Origin of the sequence: Martinezella lusitana (assembly GCF_016901135.1) — a bacterium.
Classification (GTDB): Bacteria; Pseudomonadota; Alphaproteobacteria; order Rhizobiales; family Rhizobiaceae; genus Rhizobium; species Rhizobium lusitanum_D.
Window position 1 is genome coordinate 28,433 of the sequence record NZ_JAFEVL010000036.1, and the last position, 18,439, is coordinate 46,871.

The 18,439-nt window shown below is 58.5% G+C and carries 18 protein-coding genes and 2 pseudogenes; 9 read left to right on the top strand and 11 right to left on the bottom strand.

The window, feature by feature from the left end:
• Positions 1–115: 115 nt before the first annotated feature.
• Positions 116–751: a TetR/AcrR family transcriptional regulator gene (locus JTP94_RS13635; protein WP_204851034.1), complete on the top strand. Its 636-nt coding sequence runs from the start codon at positions 116–118 to the stop codon at positions 749–751.
• A gap of 54 nt (positions 752–805) precedes the next feature.
• On the opposite strand, the pseudogene JTP94_RS35470 reads toward JTP94_RS13635, so the two are convergent.
• The 4 genes and pseudogenes from JTP94_RS35470 to JTP94_RS35480 all read right to left on the bottom strand — a co-directional run.
• A pseudogene (locus tag JTP94_RS35470) lies at positions 806–924 on the bottom strand (gfo/Idh/MocA family oxidoreductase); the annotation flags it as partial.
• A 65-nt stretch (positions 925–989) separates the two neighbouring features.
• Positions 990–1,274, bottom strand: a complete 285-nt coding sequence (locus tag JTP94_RS13640) for an RpiR family transcriptional regulator (protein WP_204851035.1) — start codon at positions 1,272–1,274, stop codon at positions 990–992.
• 18 nt (positions 1,275–1,292) lie between these two features.
• A pseudogene (locus tag JTP94_RS35475) lies at positions 1,293–1,901 on the bottom strand (Gfo/Idh/MocA family oxidoreductase); the annotation flags it as partial.
• 15 nt (positions 1,902–1,916) lie between these two features.
• A complete protein-coding gene (locus JTP94_RS35480; protein ID WP_246754956.1) occupies positions 1,917–2,150 on the bottom strand; it encodes a Gfo/Idh/MocA family oxidoreductase in 234 nt (77 codons plus the stop codon).
• Here JTP94_RS35480 and JTP94_RS35485 point away from each other — a divergent pair.
• Positions 2,074–2,250: a hypothetical protein gene (locus JTP94_RS35485; RefSeq protein WP_246754935.1), complete on the top strand. Its 177-nt coding sequence runs from the start codon at positions 2,074–2,076 to the stop codon at positions 2,248–2,250. The two genes, JTP94_RS35480 and JTP94_RS35485, sit on opposite strands and share 77 nt — an antisense overlap.
• Before the next feature lie 132 nt (positions 2,251–2,382).
• On the opposite strand, the gene JTP94_RS13650 is transcribed toward JTP94_RS35485, so the two are convergent.
• Entirely contained in the window at positions 2,383–2,757 is a 375-nt protein-coding gene (locus tag JTP94_RS13650; RefSeq protein ID WP_204851036.1) for a helix-turn-helix domain-containing protein, read from the bottom strand.
• 135 nt (positions 2,758–2,892) lie between these two features.
• On the opposite strand from JTP94_RS13650, the gene JTP94_RS13655 reads away from it, so the two are divergent.
• From JTP94_RS13655 to JTP94_RS13665, 3 genes are all read left to right on the top strand, one after another.
• Complete coding sequence (locus tag JTP94_RS13655; RefSeq protein WP_204851037.1) at positions 2,893–3,627, top strand: NADPH-dependent F420 reductase; 735 nt, start codon at positions 2,893–2,895, stop codon at positions 3,625–3,627.
• A 17-nt stretch (positions 3,628–3,644) separates the two neighbouring features.
• The gene (locus JTP94_RS13660) at positions 3,645–4,391 is read left to right on the top strand and encodes an NAD(P)-binding domain-containing protein (protein WP_204851038.1); all 747 of its coding nucleotides are present in this window, start codon (positions 3,645–3,647) and stop codon (positions 4,389–4,391) included.
• Between the two features lie 144 nt (positions 4,392–4,535).
• Complete coding sequence (locus tag JTP94_RS13665; RefSeq protein ID WP_204851039.1) at positions 4,536–5,858, top strand: NtaA/DmoA family FMN-dependent monooxygenase; 1,323 nt, start codon at positions 4,536–4,538, stop codon at positions 5,856–5,858.
• A gap of 312 nt (positions 5,859–6,170) precedes the next feature.
• Here the strand turns inward: JTP94_RS13665 and JTP94_RS13670 are convergent, their stop codons facing one another.
• From JTP94_RS13670 to JTP94_RS13690, 5 genes are all read right to left on the bottom strand, one after another.
• Positions 6,171–7,334 (bottom strand): mandelate racemase/muconate lactonizing enzyme family protein, encoded by a 1,164-nt coding sequence (locus JTP94_RS13670; RefSeq protein ID WP_210384119.1) that lies wholly within the window; start codon positions 7,332–7,334, stop codon positions 6,171–6,173.
• Between the two features lie 311 nt (positions 7,335–7,645).
• Entirely contained in the window at positions 7,646–8,731 is a 1,086-nt protein-coding gene (locus tag JTP94_RS13675; protein ID WP_204851040.1) for a tartrate dehydrogenase, read from the bottom strand.
• Positions 8,732–8,743: 12 nt separating this feature from the next.
• Positions 8,744–10,249: a tripartite tricarboxylate transporter permease gene (locus tag JTP94_RS13680; protein WP_204851149.1), complete on the bottom strand. Its 1,506-nt coding sequence runs from the start codon at positions 10,247–10,249 to the stop codon at positions 8,744–8,746.
• A 6-nt stretch (positions 10,250–10,255) separates the two neighbouring features.
• Complete coding sequence (locus tag JTP94_RS13685; RefSeq protein ID WP_204851041.1) at positions 10,256–10,708, bottom strand: tripartite tricarboxylate transporter TctB family protein; 453 nt, start codon at positions 10,706–10,708, stop codon at positions 10,256–10,258.
• 51 nt (positions 10,709–10,759) lie between these two features.
• Entirely contained in the window at positions 10,760–11,725 is a 966-nt protein-coding gene (locus tag JTP94_RS13690) for a tripartite tricarboxylate transporter substrate-binding protein (RefSeq protein ID WP_204851042.1), read from the bottom strand.
• A 122-nt stretch (positions 11,726–11,847) separates the two neighbouring features.
• On the opposite strand from JTP94_RS13690, the gene JTP94_RS13695 reads away from it, so the two are divergent.
• Positions 11,848–12,765, top strand: coding sequence for a LysR substrate-binding domain-containing protein (locus JTP94_RS13695; protein WP_204851043.1), 918 nt, complete (start codon positions 11,848–11,850; stop codon positions 12,763–12,765).
• Positions 12,766–13,214: 449 nt separating this feature from the next.
• On the opposite strand, the gene JTP94_RS13700 is transcribed toward JTP94_RS13695, so the two are convergent.
• Positions 13,215–14,123 (bottom strand): LysR family transcriptional regulator, encoded by a 909-nt coding sequence (locus tag JTP94_RS13700; protein ID WP_204851044.1) that lies wholly within the window; start codon positions 14,121–14,123, stop codon positions 13,215–13,217.
• A gap of 106 nt (positions 14,124–14,229) precedes the next feature.
• Between JTP94_RS13700 and JTP94_RS13705 the strand changes: the two genes are divergently transcribed.
• Genes JTP94_RS13705 through JTP94_RS13715 form a run of 3 tightly spaced genes read left to right on the top strand, consistent with a single transcriptional unit; the run spans position 14,230 to position 18,438 of the window.
• Positions 14,230–15,621, top strand: a complete 1,392-nt coding sequence (locus tag JTP94_RS13705; RefSeq protein WP_204851045.1) for a VOC family protein — start codon at positions 14,230–14,232, stop codon at positions 15,619–15,621.
• Positions 15,622–15,664: 43 nt separating this feature from the next.
• Complete coding sequence (locus JTP94_RS13710; protein WP_204851046.1) at positions 15,665–17,197, top strand: aldehyde dehydrogenase family protein; 1,533 nt, start codon at positions 15,665–15,667, stop codon at positions 17,195–17,197.
• A gap of 8 nt (positions 17,198–17,205) precedes the next feature.
• Positions 17,206–18,438 (top strand): pyridoxal phosphate-dependent aminotransferase, encoded by a 1,233-nt coding sequence (locus JTP94_RS13715; RefSeq protein WP_204851047.1) that lies wholly within the window; start codon positions 17,206–17,208, stop codon positions 18,436–18,438.
• The last annotated feature ends 1 nt before the right edge of the window (position 18,439 follow it).

Genomic DNA, 18,439 nt, shown 5'->3' on the forward strand with positions numbered 1-18,439 from the left:
TCTTTATAATCCATCGGCCGTAAACCACAATTAGACAGACCTGTATGTATTTGCAATCGCAAAATTTACAGAATAGTCTGTCTATATGTAGGTGAAGAATCTGAGGTATCGGGAAATGCAAACGCGTGGTGAGTTTGGGAATGTAGATGGGCGATCGCTTGATGAGCTAGCCCCGCGAGAACGCGTCATAAGGACTGCTTCGGACCTGTTTTACCGGCTCAGCATCAACTCTGTCGGAATAGACCGGATCATCGCTGAAAGCGGCGTGGCGAAGATGACTTTCTATAAGCACTTCCCCTCGAAAGCTGCCCTCATCGCTACCTATCTGCGCGACACGAGAGCTATCTGGTTCCAGATGCTCGCGACCGCGACGGAAAAGCCTGGTCTGTCGACAGTTGAGCGTGTACTCGCAATTTTCGACGCGATAGATGAACCCCTCCAAGCACGTACTTTCCGCGGCTGTTCGTTCGCGAGAGGACTGGCAGAATTCGGACCCGAGGCGAACACCCCGGAAGTGCAGGCGACAATTGCCGAGTATTTCAAGGAACTGCATGAATTCGTTGCATCGCTTATTGAGCCGCTCGCTTTGGGTAACCCTAAGCGAGCCGTCATCCAGATCCTGTCGCTTATCCAAGGCTCGTTCGTGATGGCACAGTCGATTCCTGACCCTGAAATTGTGCAGGCCAACCGCGAAGCAGCCAGATTGTTGTTAGAGAACGATTTGGCCGCGTTGTCCAAACGGGAAACTTGAGGGCGGACGGCAAGCTCGCCGTCCATCTCCAAGCGGGTGTTGGTGATCCGCCCTGAGATACACGAGGCGGGGCCGGATGTACGTGCCGAACGTGGCCGCGACCGAGTTCCATGCCAATGCGTGGCACTCCCCATATACCCCGTACCAATCAGTCCAACGCCAAGTTTGCTCAACTCAAATCCTCGCCTAACAGGTTGATAGAAAGATCGGATAGAAAAGATCGTTCGCTCGCGACAGCTCAGCCATAGACTTGCGATCGACGCCGAATTTCATCCTGAAAAACCTTACACGCAGCCTTGATATTCGAAAATCCCATCACTGCGACGAACCTCAAGACGGTCGAGCTTGAGACGCCCGCGCGTCTTGCGATGTCGCTGGTCGGGCCGAAGGCAAGGAGTTCGGGATGATCCAAACACAGGCGAGCAACCTCCTCGACGCGCGTCGGAAACAGGATATCGCGCCTGGAGATTCTCTCTTTGAGGCTGCGGAAGCTGGGCGCCGGAGCCGTGACGGTGTCGAGCATTGGCGATTTTCCTCCAGCCTAAATGATCTCAGCAAGGCTGACGGTCTGCCCGGTTTTCAGGGACCGCGTCGCGGCTTCTGCCAGCGCCAGCGCATTGACGCCGTCATCAAGCGAAACCGGCAGAGCCGAACCCGACGTGATGGCTTCGACGAAGGCATTCCACTCGATCGAGTAAGCGCGCATATAGCGCTCAAGGAAAAAGAATTCCGGCTTGGCGCCGGTCACACCATCTTTCGTCGATCGGGTGACAGTGTTCTCCAGGATATTGCCCGCCGACAGGAGACCCTCGGAGCCCAGCAACTCGATGCGCTGGTCATAGCCATAGACCGCGCGCCGGCTGTTCTTGATGACGGCGATGCGGCCATCGGAGAATTTCAGCGTGACGGCAGCGGTGTCGACATCGCCCGCCGCACCGATCTCCGGATCGATAATCGAGCTTCCGATGGCCGTTACCGTCTCGGGCGCGCCACCGAAGATCCAGCAGGCCATGTCGAAGTCATGGATCCTCATGTCCCGGAACAGACCGCCGGAAACCTTGATGTAGGCGACCGGAGATGGCGCCGGATCGAATGAGGTGATCGACAGCAGTTCTGTCTTGCCGAGATCGCCCCGGTCGGCGGCAGCCTTGAGGGCTGCAAAGTTCTAGCCAATCATCACGGGTTTGCCGGTGGCGGCAGCGACGATCTGGCATGCGCGTGCGCGCTCGAGGCTGAGATCGACAGGCTTTTCGTAGAGCACGGCCTTACCGGCCCTCGTCGCCGCCTCGATCAGGTCCGAGTGGGTGTCCGTCGATGTCGCGATGAGCACCGCGTCGATGGCGGGATCGTTGATGATGTCGGAACTGGAGCGCGCCTCGGCGCCATATTGCGCCGCCAGTTTTGCAGCGGCGTCCGTATTGACGTCCGAAACGGCGACCAGCGCGCTACACCGTCTCTGCGTCCGCTTCTACTGCCAGCGGAAGGGCGAACAGATTTGAACGTTCCAGAGTGCTGCCTCAACCCGGTTGTCGGCCAGGCTGAGTTTTGCATCAACTGCATCGCGTACAGTCGAGAATGCAGCGAGCCCAGGGCGCCATAGCCACCCTTAAAGCTCGGCGGGAACCGGCGTGCTAATTATTTGCGGGTTGATGCATGTCACGCCGCATGAAGGCCCAGTCGATCAGTTCTGCCATGGATGGACCCAGGGCAATGCCCATATCGCTGAGTGCGTACTCAACGCGTGGCGGAACCTGGGGATAGACAGTCCGTGTGACAATGCCGTCCTTCTCCAGCTCCTTAAGCTGCTGGATCAGCATTTTCTGGTTCACGCCCTCGACACGCTTTTCCAATTCGGAGAACCGCAACGGACCCTTTGCTCCGAACAGCTGACAGATGATGACGATCTTCCATTTCCCCTCAAGGACCTGAAGAGCGTCCCTGGTCGCAGCTGCCCAGATCGATTGCTGCTTGGGATCGTCGCAGCGCCAGTCTCGTTCGATTGCCATACTTACCTCAAGGTGGGTTACACACTTTTTAGTCGGTTCTTGCCCTATCACATAGCTATACCTATTCTTCGGAGCACAAAAAGTCACTAGTCCATTGGAGTGCGTTGACTCCAACTCTCACTGCAAGGAAATGATATGAAGATCGGAATTATCGGCGCAGGCAACATCGGCGCGACTCTGGCACGCAAGCTCTCTGCTGCAGGGCACGAGATAAAGCTCGCAAACTCCAAGGGCCCGGAGTCGATCCGCGGCCTTGCCGCGGACGTCGGTGCGACGGCAACGACCAAGGAAGAGGCCGTGACCGGGGTGAATATTGTGATCCTCTCCATCCCGTTCTCAGCGCATCGCGATCTTGCCGATTTGTTTGAAAATGTCCCAGAGAACGTCGTCGTGGTAGACACGTCCAACTACTATCCGTTTCGGGACGGAGCGATTACCGACGTCGATGGTGGCAAACCGGAAGCGGTCTGGGTCACCGAGCAGATCAACCGACCGATCATTAAAGCCTGGAATGCGGTGCTTTCTGCGACTCTCGCGGAAAAAGGGGTAGACAAGTCGCAACCCGGCCGTATCGCCCTTCCGGTAGCGGGTGACGATCCCGTAGCAAAGTCGCGTGTCATAGAACTGGTAGAGGCGACAGGCTTCGACGCCGTCGATGCCGGGGGGCTTGCGACCTCATGGCGACAGCAGCCAGGCACGCCTGCCTATTGCACGGAACTGACGGCTGATGAGCTGAAAACGGCTCTTGGAAAAGCAGATCAAAGCCGGTCGGCGGATAACCGCGAGATCCTGATCAAGGGATTCATGGAGAGAGGCAATAGCCTTACTCACGACGACATTGTCGCCCGCAACCGCGCCGTCACCGCGTGAGCGACAGAGGAAATATGATGAAAGTTGGTATTCTTGGTGCCGGCCACATTGGAAAAACGCTGGTCCGTGAACTCAGTAGAACCGGGTACGATGTGAAAGTTGCAAACTCACGTGGTCCTGAAACGATCGATGCATCAATATTTGCATCTGGTGGACGCGCAGTAACGATCGAGCAGGCAGTCGAGGACGCCGATATCCTAATCCTTTCGATCCCACTCAACCGCCTGCCCGAAATTGCGCCCAAAATTGCCGCCCTTCCAGAGGACACGGTGGTGATCGATACGTCCAACTACTATCCGATGCGTGATACCAAGATCGCTGATATAGAAGCCGGCGAAGTCGAGAGTGTCTGGGTCTCCAGACAACTCGGCCGACCGGTCGTAAAGGCCTGGAATGCGATCGGTTCCGATTCTTTCGCCCGACTGGGAAAACCTGCGGGTCACCCGGATCGGATCGCCATACCAGTCGCTGCAGATAATGAACGCGACCGACGAGTCGCCATGGCGCTTGTCGGCGATACGGGATTCGACGCGGTCGATGCTGGACCGCTTTCCGAGTCATGGCGCCAGCAGCCCGGCGCCCCCGTTTACTGCACGGACCTCACGGCCATTGAGATGCCCGATGCACTCGCCTCCACGGAAAGATCCCGGCTGCCGCAGCGGCGAGACCTGTCCGTCGCTGCGGTTCAGGAGAGGCTCGGCGACAAGAAGAGCAATCCCGACGCGGACTTTCTCGTGCGTTTGAACAGGGCCCTGTTCCTGTAGCTCGCCATCTTATGCATCCACGGCGAAAATACACCTGCCGTCGCCTCCCCGGGATCGCCGCGCTGCCACAACGCCAATAATGACCGGTACAGACCAGATGACGCGGCCAACGAGCCCTGCGAGGGCCGGCACATGGAATCGATAATGTCGCGAAAAATGATGATCGGAATGCATTTCGGAAACGGTTATGGCTCCCAGCCGGGCGCATGGCGCATGGCGGGAGTCGATCCCCGGAACTACACTAACTTTGACAGCCAGGTGCGATATGGCCAGGCGGCGGAAAGGGGCAAGTTCCAGTTCCTGTTCATGCCGGACTTTCCGGTACTGACCGGCAATGTCGAGACCGAAGCCCCGATGATCAACATCGATCCGATGATGACTCTTGCGGCCGTCGCGCGTGGCACCGAGCGGATCGGGCTGGTCGCGACCGGCTCGACCACGTTCAACGAGCCCTATAATCTGGCGCGCCAGTTCAAGGCTCTCGACCTGATGAGCCATGGCCGGGCGGGATGGAATGCGGTTCCGACCAGCGATCCCGCGATCGCCGCCAATTACGGTCGCGAACTGCCGTCCCGCGGCGAAAAATACCAGCGTCTCCATGAGTCGATCCAGATCGTTCAGGCCCTCTGGGGCAGCTGGGAAATGGGGGCATGGGTGCATGACGCCGCATCGGGGCATTTCGCGCACTCTTCCAGGATCCGGCCCATCAATCTTCACGGGAGCCATGTCGGCGCCAGCGGTCCGCTGCCGCTCCCGCCATCCGAACAGGGCCAGCCGGTCATCTTTCAGGCGGGCGGTGGCGACCAGGGGCTGGAGGTCGCGGGCCGATATGCAAGCGGCGTCATCGGCGCGGTCTACACGATGGAGGCGGCCCGTGCGCAGCGCACTGCGCTCCGCAATGCGGCGGAACGGGCCGGCCGCGATCCCGACGACGTCAAGTTCTTTCCGGGCCTGATGACGACGATTGCGCCCGACAGACGGAGCGGGCTCGACCGCCGGATTGCAGTCAGCGGGGAAACCTTCCCACAGCGCGTCGGATATCTCGGGCAGATGCTAGGGTTGCCGCTCCAGGTGGCCCGGCTCGACGAGCCACTGTCACAGGCTCAAATCTCGGCGGCTCGCCCGTCGCCGCGCGATCCCCGCTCGGCACATGCCCTGAACATCGCCAGGGAGGGCTGGAGCTTGCGGGATATTCTGGCGCATGGCGTGATCGACTATCACCCGGTCATTGCCGGACCCGCCGTCGAAGCTGCCGATCATATGCAAGCCTGGTTCGAGGCCGGTGCAGCCGACGGCTTCTGGCTGTCGCCAGACGTCTACGAAGACGGCATCGATGCGCTCGTCGATGGCGTGGTCCCTCTCCTGCAGGATCGCGGGCTGTTTCATCGCGACTACGAGGGGAAAACCCTACGCGACCATCTAGGCGCGCCGCCCCAGTACGGGCTCGATCCGCGCATCAGGCCGTGAACGGAAGATTGCATCGCGTCAAACAACGAACGGGATGACGAGCCTCATCCACGCACGCAAGCCGGCTTCCCGACAATCCGGCTGGGGTGTGCGCGAGATCTATCAGGCCGCTGTCATTTCTGACGGCGTTCGTTCGTCTGCGACCACTTTGCCGGACTGCAGGTGACCGCCATCGAGAACCGCCGCGACAGGCTGCGAGCAAGTTGGTCTGGGCGGTGACTGTGATAGTCGAGAGAGGCCGTCGATTCTTGCGAGATATCATTGTAGAGAAACCGTGGGGAGCGGCATGAACGCTCCCCACGGGATACGCGATTACTCGGCGAGTTCGCGCATGACCTTGATCAGATCGGATTTGCCTTCGAAGCCGATGCCCGGCAGTTCCGGCATCGTGATGTGGCCATCAATAACCTTGACGCCGTCCGGGAAGCCGCCATAGGGCTGGAAGAGATCCGGATAGCTCTCGTTGCCACCGAGCCCGAGACCGGCGGCAATATTGAGCGACATTTGGTGACCACCGTGCGGAATGCAGCGCGATGGCGACCAGCCGAACTGGCGCAGCACGTCCAGCGTGCGCAGATACTCGACGAGACCGTAGGATAGGGCGCAGTCGAACTGCAGGAAGTCACGGTCGGCGCGCATGCCCCCGTAACGAAGCAGGTTGCGAGCGTCCTGATGGGAAAATAGGTTCTCACCCGTTGCCATTGGCGCGTCATAGAATTCAGAGATAGCGGCCTGCAGCGCATAGTCGAGCGGATCGCCGATTTCCTCGTACCAGAAGAGCGGATAGTCGCGCAGCATCTTGGCATAGGCGATGCCGGTCTCCAGATCGAAGCGGCCGTTTGCATCCACAGCTAGCTTTGCCTGCGAGCCAATTTCCTCCAGAACGGATTCGATGCGGCCCCGGTCTTCCTCGATCGACGCGCCACCGATCTTCATCTTGACGACATTGTAGCCGAGGTCGAGATAGCCGCGCATTTCCTTGCGGAGGGCACTGTTATCCTTGCCGGGGTAGTAGTAGCCGCCGGCGGCGTAGACGAAGACTTTGGGGTTGGCCCCGCGGCCCTTCATGTCGGCTAGATGGCGGAAGAGCGGCTTGCCCTCAATCTTGGCAACGGCATCCCAGATCGCCATGTCGATAGTGCCGACAGCTACCGAGCGCTCGCCATGACCACCCGGCTTCTCGTTCATCATCATCTTCGCCCAGATCTTGTGCGGGTCGAGATTGGTGCCTGCCTCGTTGATCAGGTCCGCCGGATCGGCTTCCAGGATGCGGTCCTTGAACCGCTCGCGGATCAGGCCGCCCTGGCCATAGCGGCCATTCGAGTTAAAGCCGTAACCAACGACGCGGCGGCCGTCCTTGACGACGTCGGTGACGACGGCGACGAGACTGGCTGTCATCTTCGAGAAGTCGATATAGGCGTTGCGGATGGGCGAAGCGATGGGCTTAGTGACTTCGCAGACGTCGACGATACGCATGTGGATCTCCGGTTCAGCTTTAGGTAGATAGCGAATGTTGTCTCTCTGCTGCACCTTCGCAGCGATCAGACGAGAGGACTAATGCCTTGGTAGCCGAGCGAGGCCGCGCATTCCAATGCTCTGACGATTTGTATTGGTGCCGTTTCGACATTGCCAGTTCTCGCAATTTGACGAAGTAGAATGAGAACCTGGGCGGACGATAAGGATACTTGACTGAATCGCTCTATCCGCCTCCATAGAATCGAATACCCGGCGATGCCAATTCGGCTTCATTGAGCGGCTGCCGGCATATTCAGCGCCACGGCATGTCATTAAAGGGTTTCCGCAACGGCCTTTCCGCAAGTGACGGTGTCCGCATCTCCGCCCAGGTCGCGTGTCCGAAGCCTTCGATCGGCGAGCACCGTCTCGATGCCGGCCATCACGGCGGCGCTGGCGTCATGCTCTCCAAGATGGTCCAGCATCATCGCTGCCGACCATATCTGTCCGATGGGATTGGCGATGCCCTGCCCCGCGATATCCGGCGCCGATCCGTGGACGGGCTCGAACAGTGAGGGGAATTTCCGCTCCGGGTTGATGTTACCCGATGGCGCGATGCCGATCGTGCCGGTGCAGGCCGGACCCAAATCCGAAAGGATGTCGCCGAACAGGTTCGATGCGACGACCACGTCGAAGCGGTCGGGGTTCAGCACGAAATGCGCGCAGAGAATATCGATATGATATTTGTCCCAGGCGATATCCGGATAGGATTTGGCCATCTCCTCTACCCGCTCGTCCCAGTAGGGCATCGAGATGGAAATGCCGTTCGACTTGGTGGCGGAGGTCAGGCGCTTGCGGGGCCGGGTCTGGGCGAGATCGAAGGCGAATTTCAGGATCCGATCGACGCCGATCCGCGTCATCACCGTTTCCTGCAGAACTGTTTCCCGCTCGGTTCCCGGGAGGATGCGCCCGCCGATCGACGAATACTCACCCTCGGTGTTCTCCCGGACGACGTAGAAGTCGATATCGCCAGGGCCGCGCCCGGCGAGAGGAGACGTGACGCCGGGCATCAGCCGCACGGGCCTAAGACTGACATACTGGTCGAATTCCCGCCGGAACTGGATCAGCGAACCCCAGAGCGAAATATGATCGGGAACGATCTCCGGCCAACCGACTGCGCCGAAGAAAATGGCGTCGTGACCACCGATCTGCGCCTTCCAGTCCTCCGGCATCATCTGCCCGTGCTTCACGTAGTAATCGCAGGATGCGAAGTCGAAGCCGGCGATCCGAAGCTCGAAGCCGAACTTTTTCGATGCCGCTTCGAGGACCCGGATGCCTTCGGGAACGACCTCTTTCCCGATCCCGTCTCCCGCGATGGAAGCGATCTTGTAGACGCGGTTGGTTCTGTGTTCCAAAGTCATGCTCCAGTTCGATCAGTCTTCCTCGACGAAGACCTCGTTGCGACGTCTCGCGATGTTGGGGAGAAAGGCGACGACCAGCACCATGAGGGCGACGGCCAGAAGGCCTGCGCTGATGGGCCGCGTGACGAAGACGGAGACGTCGCCGTGCGAAATCGTCATCGCCCTGCGCAGATGCTCCTCCAGCAGGGGCCCGAGGACGAAGCCCAGCAGCATGGGCGCGGGCTCGAAATCCAGCTTCGACAATACGTAACCGAGCACACCGAACGCGGCCATCACATAGAGATCGAACGTGTTGGAGTTCACGCTGTAGACGCCAATCGAGGCGAAGGCGAGGATCGCCGGAAACAGCACCGTGTAGGGAACGGTCAGAAGCTTAACCCACAGGCCGATAAGTGGCAGATTGAGGATGACGAGAAGCAGGTTGCCGATCCACATCGAGGCGATGAGGCCCCAGAACAGAACGGGTTGCTCGGTCGCGACCTGCGGTCCCGGCACGATGCCCTGGATGATCATCGCGCCGATCATGAGCGCCATGACGGGATTGGCGGGCACGCCGAGGGTCAGCATAGGAATGAAGGAGGTCTGCGCCCCGGCATTGTTCGCAGCCTCCGGTCCCGCAACTCCCTCGATCGCGCCATGGCCGAAGCGCTCTGGTGTCTTGGAGATTTTCTTCTCCAGCGCATAGGATGCGAAGGACGCCAGGATCGCGCCGCCGCCCGGAAGAACGCCAAGCGCGGACCCCAACAGCGTGCCCCGGCATGCCGGCCCGATCATGGCCTTGAAATCTGCGCGACTTGGCCAGAGGCCTGCAACACGGCTGATGACGGCGGTTCGCTCGATCGTCGTCTCCAGGTTTCGCAGTATTTCGGCGATACCAAAAAGGCCCACGGCAACGGCGACGAAGTTCAAACCGTCCGCCAGTTCCGGCCGGCCGAGCGTGAAACGCATCGCCCCTGTGTTAATGTCCGTTCCGGCAAGTCCGAAGACAAGGCCCATCGAGACCATGGCGATCGTCTTCAGTACCGATCCGCGGGCGAGAACGATGGAGGCGGCGAGCCCGAGGACCATCAGGCCGAAATATTCGGGCGAGCCGAATTTGAGCGCAATCATCGTCAGCGGCGGTGCAAGTGCGGCTACGACCACGGTCGCGATCGTCCCGGCAAAGAAGGAACTGAGCGCCGCTGCGGCAAGTGCCGGCCCTGCTCTCCCCTGCCGCGCCATTTGGTATCCATCCAGGGCCGTCACGGCCGACGAGGATTCGCCCGGCAGATTGATAAGGATCGCCGTCGTCGAGCCGCCGTACTGTGCGCCGTAGTAGATGCCGGCAAGCATGATCAGAGATGTCTCGGGCGAAAGCGAAAGCGTGATTGGCAGGAGCATGGCGATTGTTGCCGTCGGGCCGATCCCCGGGAGAACGCCGACCAGCGTTCCGAGCAGCGTGCCCACGAAGCAAAAGAGAATGTTATAGGGCGTCAGAGCCGCGCTCAGGCCGAGCCCCAGATTACTGATGAGGTCCATCATAGTCTATACTCCCAACCAGGGACCGATAAGACGGACGGGCAGCCCGAGGCCATAGTAGAAGACGCCCAGACAGAACACGGTGATGCCCAAAGTGATGGCAAGAACGACAAGCGGTTTTTGCCCGGTCGCGGCAGTTGCGGCAGATAACGAGGTAATCGCCACCGCTGGCACAAACCCCAGGCCACGGACGGTCAGGCCGAACAGGATCGGCGCGATGATAATGGCGACCAGAGCCCGCAAGGGTGCGATCTGCGGGTGAAAGACCTCAGTGTCCCTGAGGGCCTTAGGGCCGATGGCGATGCCGATCACCGTGATGACGATCGACAGGATCAGAGGGAAATAGCCCGGGCCCATTCTGAGTGCAGAGCCGACGTCCATTGTAAACACGGACGAAATACCGAAGCCGATCCCGACGGCCAGCAGCGTGCCGGAAGCGGCAACATTCTTGATATCCATGGAGGACCTCCGTTCGACTGCGGGCTTTACCCCGCAGTCGAACTATCAATCTTAATCTGCAAACTGACCGGCAGCCTTGATGATGGGATCCCACCGCTTGATTTCGGAATCGAGCTTCGTGCGAAGCGCCTCCTGGGTCGCCTGCTCCTTCGTCGCAGGCATAGTGGCGATCTGCGCGAAGCGTTCTTTCAAGGTAGCGTCTTCCATTGCGGCCTGGAGTGCCGTCGTCAGCTTGTCCAGGACGTCTTTCGGCGTGCCTTTGGGGGCGTATACGCCATGCCAGACGCCGACTTTGAATTCGGGCAATCCAGCTTCAGTAGTCGTTGGAACATCGGGCAACGTGGCAGCCCTCGCGTCACTGGTAATCGCATATGCCTTCACCTGCTTCTGTGTGATCGGACCGACAGTATTCGTTGCCTGGTCGCAGGTCATATCGATCTGGCCACCGAGCAAATCCGTCATGATCGGGCCATTTCCCTTGTAGGGAACGGTCGTCATCTGCGTTCCGATCGTTGACATGAACAGCGTTCCGCAGAGATGGGACGCGGCTCCAATGCCGGCATGGGCGTAGGTGACCTTGTTACCGTTCTGCTTGATGTAGGCGACGAGTTCCTGAAACGTCGAAGCCGGGAACTCATTGCGCGCGATGACCGTCATCGCGGCGTCGCTGACAAGGCCGATCGGTTCAAACGCTTCCGTGGGATTATAGGGTAACTGTCTGTAAAGTGCCGGAGCCGTCGCCATTCCAATATGATGAACGAGAATCGTATACCCGTCCGGATCCGCATCCGCCACACGCCGGGCACCGATCGTTCCACCTGCGCCGGCGACGTTCTCCACGACGATCTGCTTGCCGAGCGACTTTGACATGGCGTCGGCGGTAAGCCGGGCGATGGTATCGGTTGGCCCACCAGGCGCGTAGGGAACCACCATGAATATATTGCGCTCCGGGTAGTCCGCGGCAAAAACCGGGGTGACTGATAGCGTAAATGCAGCTATGATCGATAGTACCTTCATTGTCTTCCTCCCATTTGCCGTCGTCTCCAACAACGGCACTCCTCAACGCAACATTCGCGAACAAGCGATTGACGGTCCAATGCCGTTTCGGCTTCAATTGATGCCGTGAGTGAGAGGATGAAATGGATACTGCCTGGCTTTTAGATCTGCGAGCCCTCGCCGACACCCTCAATTTCTCGAGGGCTGCGGAGATGCGAAACATTACCCAGCCCGCTTTCGGTCGACGGATAAAGGCATTTGAAGATTGGAGCGGATCCGTTCTGGTCGATCGTTCGACGCACCGCATCAGGATTACGCCCGCGGGCGAAATCATGCTGGATGCTGCAAATGATATTCTCCAAAGGATCGAGAGGGCAACCCAGGACTTGAGCCAGGAACGGTCCGCCACTGCGACCCTGACCTTTGCAGCGACGCACGCCTTGTCGTTCACCTTTTTCCCGGGTTGGGTCCAAAGTCTTGGCTCGTCGGTGGCGACCGTCCCAATCCGGCTCCTCTCGGACAATATGAATGAGTGTGAGAAGATGATGGCCGAAGGCCGAGCGCAGTTTCTTCTCTGCCACTTCCATCCAAACAGCGAAATTCGATTGCATGAAGCCGATTTCAAGTACGTGGAACTCGCCAGCGACGTTCTTCTCCCGGTGGCTCAGAAGAATAATGAGGGAGCGCCAATCCACAAACTACCTGGCACACCGTTAGATCCTGTTGCGCATATATCGTTCGACGAGAAGTCCGGAATGGGCAGAATCTTGGCCGCCAACCTGCCGCACGTCGGCAGCGAATTACATCTTGCGCGCGTGTTCACATCTCACCTGGCAATGGTCTTGAAGGCCTTGGCACTCGAAGGCAAGGGTGTCGCGTGGATACCGCGGAGCCTTGCCAATTCCGAGCTGGAACCAGCAGGCAAGCTTGCAGTCGCCGGCGACGAGAAGTGGAACGTACCGGTCAAGATCGTGCTGATCCGATCGCGGTCACGCATGACAGAGTTGGCCGAGAAATTCTGGACGACCGTAGAACGTGCATCCAAGCGAAAGCCGACATGAAGCAGAGTGTTGCAATGCCGCTGAACGTGCAAGCTTGTCTTCTGCCGTTTACTAGAACCGGCCAAAGCCTCACTTAAAGGCGCATTTCCTTTGAGAGATTGAGATGAAGACTGTGCATAAATTCCTCCTTGGTAGGTTATTTCTAGAAGCAGCAATGGTGACCGATAGTCTGTTGCTGATGAAAAAACGGCCATTCCCGTTATGCAGAGGGCGCGCAATCCTTCGCGTCGAAAAAACGCAAGTTCAGATCGATGACACTAGCGGCGTGATCGATACGCGGATCAAGCAAGTTCGGGCCATTACCCAGCTCGAAATGTTCTTGTGCCTAGGACGAAAGGTCTTAAGCCGGCAATTGTTTATTTCGCGGGCGGTGGCTTCCTATCAGCGGATCACGCCGCCAAGCGTACCGAGGTTCCCAAGCGAATGTGGCGATCAACGCAGGTCATTTCTTATTCAGCAAATCCTCCAGATACCTGAGACAAGAGCCAGCTCTGGAATTGCTCCACGGTAGGAAGGCTTTGCTTCTCTTCAGGGCGGACGATGTAGTAAGCGTTCTCGGTCGTCATCGTTTTCGACGTCAGCGGCTTAAGCGCGCTGGAACTGAGCTCGTCTTCGATCAGGTAAGTCGGCAATAGTGCGGCACCCAGACCAGCTACCGCTGCGGCGATCATCATCGAAAATTGATCGAAACGTGCTCCATGATAAGCATTTTCAACTCCTTGCCCGGTAAGCTCGAACCACTGGGACCAGAGCTTTGGACGTGTGGTCAGGTGCAAGAGCGGCAAATCGGTCATCGCTTCGACGTCATCGATCGCGACATCTCGCACAAGCCGAGGGCTTGCAATGGGCATAACCTTCTCGCTGCAGAGGAATGTTGGTGTGCCCCCTGCCCAAACTGGCTGCCCGTAGTGAATAGCAAGATCGAAGCTGTCTTCCATGAAGCTGAACGGCCTGGAGCGAGACTCTACAGTGATCGCCACATCGGGATGAGCGGATAGAAAGTCCCCCAGGCGGGGTACCAGCCATCGAGCGCCAAATGTCGGTAAAGTCGCGATCTTCAGTCGCGCACGTGTTCTACCCACAGCCGCGGCATCGATCATCAGCCTCTCGGATCTGGATAGCAGATCTTTGACGTCAGGAAGGAACTGTCGCCCGGCATCGGAAAGTACGACTCGCTGGCGGATACGCTCGAACAATTTCAGCCCGGTCTGCGCCTCAAGATCCGCAATCTGTCGACTCACGGCACTTTGCGTGAGGTTCAATTCTTCCGCGGCGCGCGAGAAATTGGCGTGACGCGCCGCGCACTCGAATGCCTGAAGAGTGACAATATCAGGAACAAGGCTTCGGCGCATATCCATTCCGTTCTCGCATCAAGTTAGGTGAAGTTGTCACAATACAGTACCTTAGGCCAAGCGTATATTGCCTTTCCAGCATCAAGTCGCAAACTTTTCAAAGGCGAGCATCATGACCGACCATGTCACCTCAAGCGATATCAGATCCGCTTTTTCCACCGCGATGTCCGCGATGTACCGAGCCGAGGTGCCCGCTTATGGAACGCTGATGGATCTCGTTGCCCGTGTAAATGACGAGGCACTTTCCGCGAACAAGGCACTAGCGGAAAGATTGCAAGCGACGGACAACCTTCATCGCATTTCAGAGGAACGCCACGGGGCTATCCGGCTCGGGAAAGCCGAGGAACTCGCCATGATGAGCCGGGTCTTTGCAGTCATGGGCATGTATCCGGTGGGCTACTACGACCTATCTACGGCAGGTGTTCCCGTCCACTCAACAGCATTTCGGCCAGTTGGCGAAGCTGCCCTAAAGAAAAACCCATTCCGAGTATTCACCTCGCTGTTGCGTCTCGACCTCGTCGCCGACGAAGCACTTCGCGAAGAGGCAAGGAAAATCCTGGCGCAGCGCCAAATCTTCACCGATGGCGCCGTGGCGCTAACCGAAAAAGCAGAGCTTGAGGGTGGGTTGAATCCTGCCGATGCGGACCGGTTTGTGTTGGAGGTGCTGGAGACATTCCGTTGGCACGACAATGCCATCGTTGATGTGAACATGTATCACCGGTTGCATGACGCGCACCGGCTTATCGCCGACGTCGTTTCCTTCCGGGGCCCACATATCAACCATCTAACCCCTCGCACTCTCGACATCGACAAGGTGCAGGCGCTCATGCCTGAATATGGCATTGCTCCGAAAGCTGTTGTGGAAGGCCCACCGACCCGCCTCTGCCCTGTCCTGCTTCGCCAGACATCCTTCAAGGCGATGGAAGAAGCCGTTGCGTTCAAGGACGGTCAGGGCGGATGGCGTACGGGCTCCCACACTGCCCGCTTCGGCGAGATCGAACAACGCGGCATAGCACTCACGCCGAAGGGGCGCGCCCTTTACGACAAGCTCCTCGACGAGTCCCGCAAGGTTGTCCGCCCAGCAGCCGACGGCTCGAATGCTCAAGCGTATGAAGCCGCTCTATCCCGGACGTTTGCGGCGTTCCCCGATGACTGGGCGGCCATCAGGAAGGAAGGCCTCGGTTACTTCAGCTATTCGCTGACCGAGAACGCCCTGAGATCGGCCACGACCACCACGGATATCGACGATCTGATCGCACAAGGGGCTATCCAGTTCGATCCGATTGTATACGAGGACTTCCTTCCTGTCAGCGCCGCCGGCATCTTTCAGTCCAACTTGGGCGACGGCGCCCAGCAGGAATTCGTCGCAAGCCCCAACCAGCAGCGCTTCGAGGCGGATCTCGGAGCGAAAGTGCTGAACGAGTTCGACCATTATGCAGGCATTGAAAAAGCCTCCCTGGACGAGTGCTTGGCAAAGCTATCGCATAGACCGGCGGCACAGTGAACACCGACAAGAAAAAGATGACATAGAACTGGAGTATCAAAAGATGAACGTTTCCGTGAAGTCGTCGTCCGTACGGGACGAAGCCGTTGCCATCCTCAACCGTCTTGGGGTCGATAAATCCTCCTACACCGACGGTGAAATGGATTCCTTCTCGCCGGTGACAGGCGAGAGGATCGGCAAGTTGAAGACCGTCGATGCAAAGGCGACAGCCGACGCCATCGAACGCGCTCATGCAGCATTTCTAACATGGCGACAGGTCCCAGCTCCCAAGCGCGGCGAACTCGTACGTCTCCTGGGCGAGGAACTTCGCTCGGCTAAAGCAGATCTGGGCCGCCTGGTCTCCATTGAGGCGGGCAAGATACCTTCGGAAGGACTTGGCGAAGTCCAAGAGATGATCGACATCTGCGACTATGCAGTCGGTCTCTCACGCCAGCTCTACGGGCTCACGATCGCGACCGAACGCCCCGGTCATCGCATGATGGAGACATGGCATCCTCTCGGCATCGTCGGCGTCATTTCCGCCTTCAATTTCCCCGTCGCTGTTTGGGCTTGGAACACAGCACTCGCGCTGGTCTGCGGCAACAGTGTCGTATGGAAGCCATCGGAAAAAACACCTCTGACAGCGTTGGCATCACAGGCCATTCTTGAGCGCGCACTGTCGCGCTTCGGCGACGCCCCGGAAGCTCTGTCGCAGGTAATCGTCGGCGGCCGGGATATCGGAGAGACGTTGGTCGACCATCCCAAGGTTGCGCTGGTTTCTGCAACGGGTTCGACCCGCATGGGCCGTGACGTCGGACCTCGGCTGGCCAAGCGTTTCGCCCGATCGATCCTTGAGCTGGGCGGCAACAACGGTGGCATCGTATGCCCATCTGCTGATCTTGACATGGCACTTCGTGCAATCGCATTTGGCGCAATGGGTACCGCCGGCCAACGCTGTACCACGCTGCGTCGCCTCTTCGTTCATGATAGCGTGTACGACCAGCTGGTGCCACGGTTGAAGAAAGCATATGGCAGCGTTTCGGTAGGGAACCCGCTAGAGAGTTCCGCGTTGGTTGGCCCTCTCGTCGACAAGGCAGCATTTGATGGAATGCAAAAGGCACTGAGCGACGCTCGAGATCATGGCGGTCAGGTCCATGGCGGCGAGCGCGTCGATCTGGGTCTCGCAGATGCCTACTACGTCAAGCCGGCGCTCGTTGAAATGCCAAAGCACGAAGGCCCAGTGCTCGAGGAGACATTCGCGCCAATTCTTTATGTGATCAAGTACACGGATTTCGACGCCGTGCTCGCCGAGCATAATGCAGTCGGCGCCGGCCTGTCGTCGTCGATCTTTACTCTGGACATGCGCGAGGCGGAGCGCTTCGTCTCCGTAGACGGCTCCGACTGCGGTATTGCCAACGTCAACATCGGCACCTCGGGCGCCGAGATCGGGGGGGCATTCGGCGGCGAGAAAGAAACTGGCGGCGGCCGCGAATCCGGCTCCGACGCTTGGCGTGGGTACATGCGCCGTGCAACCAACACCATCAACTATTCGAAGGCGCTGCCACTGGCACAGGGCGTCTCCTTCGACATCGAGTGAGTCGAGCAATGACCGTTAACCCGAAAATTGAGGAGGCTGGGTTCCGCCCAGCCTCGCGCATTGGAGCGGTAGGGGTGTCGAAGATCTTGCAGATCGGCGCGAAGGCAGCGGCGATGAAACGCGAAGGCCTTCCGATTATCATTCTTGGCGCAGGCGAACCCGACTTCGACACACCGGACAACGTCAAAGATGCCGCTAAAGCTGCCATCGATGCAGGCGATACAAAATACACGGCGCTGGATGGCACGCCGGCGTTGAAAAAAGCGGTCGTGGAGAAATTCCGCCGAGAGAATGGAGTTGATTACGAAATCGACGAAGTGACTGTCGCCACCGGCGCAAAGCAGATCCTCTTCAATGCCTTTATGGCTAGCCTCGACCACGGCGACCAGGTCATCATTCCCACCCCCTACTGGACATCGTATTCCGACATCGTCGAAATCTGCGGTGGCGTGTCGGTACTTGTTTCATGCGACGCCGAGGCCGGCTTCCGATTACAAGCCGAGCAGCTCGAGCAAGCGATTACGCCGAAGACCCGCTGGGTTCTTCTTAATTCCCCTTCCAATCCTTCCGGGGCGGCATACGCGTTGCAAGACTATAGGCCACTGCTGGATGTCCTACTTCGGCACCCGCATGTCTGGCTAATGGTCGACGACATGTACGAACACATCGTGTACGACGACTTCAAGTTCGTGACACCAGTTGCGCTGGAGCCCGCATTGAAGCAGCGCACTCTGACGATCAATGGCGTTTCAAAAGCGTATGCCATGACCGGATGGCGCATCGGTTACGCGGGAGGGCCAAAAGCGCTGATAAAGGCAATGGCTGTGATTCAGAGCCAGGCAACGTCCTGCCCGAGCTCCATAAGCCAAGCAGCCGCGTTGGAAGCTCTAAACGGTCCTCAAGAATTGCTAAAAGAACGACGGGAGAGCTTTCAGAAAAGGCGTGATTTTGTCGTAAGCCGACTGAACGAGATCGATGGCCTTAGTTGCCGCACACCCAAAGGCGCCTTCTACACATTTGCGAGTTGCGCGGGTGTTCTCGGCAAGAAGACGCCGAAAGGAAATACGATAAATACGGACGCAGACTTCACCGACTACCTCCTGCAGGAGGCACATGTCGCCGTCGTTCCAGGCTCGGCATTCGGCCTATCCCCGTTCTTCCGGATATCCTATGCAACGTCGGAAGCTGAATTGATGGAAGCGCTAGATCGGATTTCGCGAGCCTGCGCCGAACTGCGGTGAT